1 protein-coding gene is annotated in these 1406 nt (G+C 30.8%); it reads left to right on the top strand.

Going from position 1 to position 1406, the window contains the following annotated elements; all coding sequences use genetic code 11:
• Positions 1–256 precede the first annotated feature (256 nt).
• Positions 257–1156, top strand: a complete 900-nt coding sequence (locus ACFOSX_RS10915) for a hypothetical protein (protein ID WP_386100739.1) — start codon at positions 257–259, stop codon at positions 1154–1156.
• Positions 1157–1406 lie beyond the last annotated feature (250 nt).

Below are 1406 nucleotides of genomic sequence, written 5' to 3'. Positions count from 1 at the left end.
GATTTTCAATGTTGACGAAGTCTAGGCTTCTACGTGTATAATAACCTTGATCCTCTCTTTTGTCTTTTCTGTTTATAACTCTAAATTTAATGGATTGTAAACTTAAGACGTGTATAATTAATTGCTTTGGCAAGTGCTTATTTGGAAAATTCCTTCGGAATTTTCTCGCGTTCGTTTTTGTTTACTAAATTAGTTCCTTAAACACGCAACTAACCATACACGAACACGTTGTGTGTAATTACCAATCAGAACGCAAATGTTGCAATTCAACAAAAATCTTAACAAAGGAAAAACTCAACTAATTGGAAGATTTAAATTGCCATTTTCGTTAAATGGAGCATTAGAAAATAATCCGAAATGGGTAGATGAAAATGAAACTGAAAAAGTAGAAAGTTTAATCGGACATTTATTCACTAAATATCTTCGAGAAGTAGAAAAAAGAAAAGTTTTATATTTCTCACCCAACAAAAAGGACGACCATAAAAATCCAGACTTATTAATTCATTTAGACGACAAAATTCACGGCATACAGGTTACTCAATTTGTTTTACGTGACTATTTATCGAGATTTAATCAAGCAAAAAGAATCTGTGAAAAACTATCTGGATTTATTAGTGACATATATAAACCGCCAATTAAGATTAACATTCAAATCGGAACACCTTGGGATAGTGACGAAGTACCAAAAGCACCAATAAAAAAATACAAGAAATTAGCGAAAGTTATTGCTGAAAAAATTTCCGAAAATATTGGAAAACTGACTACAAAAAACGAGTATCTGAATTTTTACCTGAACAAAACAGAATTTAAAGATATTGCAGAAGGTTATAATCTTTATCCAATTCCAAAAGGAAACAAATCAAACTTCTTTGGCGACAATAACATCTACATAGATTATGGATTTGATAATGTTTTAATCTTTAAAGAGGATGTTCAAGAAACCGCTGATAAAATTTACAATGACAAAAACAACGGGAATTCTGAAATCCTAATAATTTGGGGAGATGAAAGACAATTTATGAAAACTGAAAAACATATAATTAAAGCGTTGACAGAAAGATTTAAGGAAACGACTTTTGAATTAGTTTATTTTATGACTTTTGTGAATTTTTTAGAAATTCAAGATAGAGTTATAAGTGTGAATAGAATAAAATAACTACACACAACAACGGCTATAATTCATTGCGGCTGAATTCCTAATCGGAATTCAACGCAATTTTACTATCTTTCGGTTACGGCGGAAAGAATCCTGCGGATTTTTCCGCAACGAAATCATAGCCAAAACCGTTGTGTGTAATTTGAGCAAAGCTAATGCAGAGAACAGAAATCATAGATAAAAATCAACTTTTTGAACTGATTGAATACATTCTTTCGGACTCAAAAACTGAATTCTATGAATCATATTC

This window comes from Winogradskyella maritima (genome assembly GCF_042650215.1).
Lineage (GTDB): Bacteria > Bacteroidota > Bacteroidia > Flavobacteriales > Flavobacteriaceae > Winogradskyella > Winogradskyella maritima.
This window is presented reverse-complemented; position numbering and strand designations above follow the sequence as displayed.

Bases quoted from the DNA above. Each gene is read 5' to 3' on its own strand.
- ACFOSX_RS10915 (WP_386100739.1), top strand. From the start codon at position 257: ATGTTGCAATTCAACAAAAATCTTAACAAAGGAAAAACTCAACTAATT.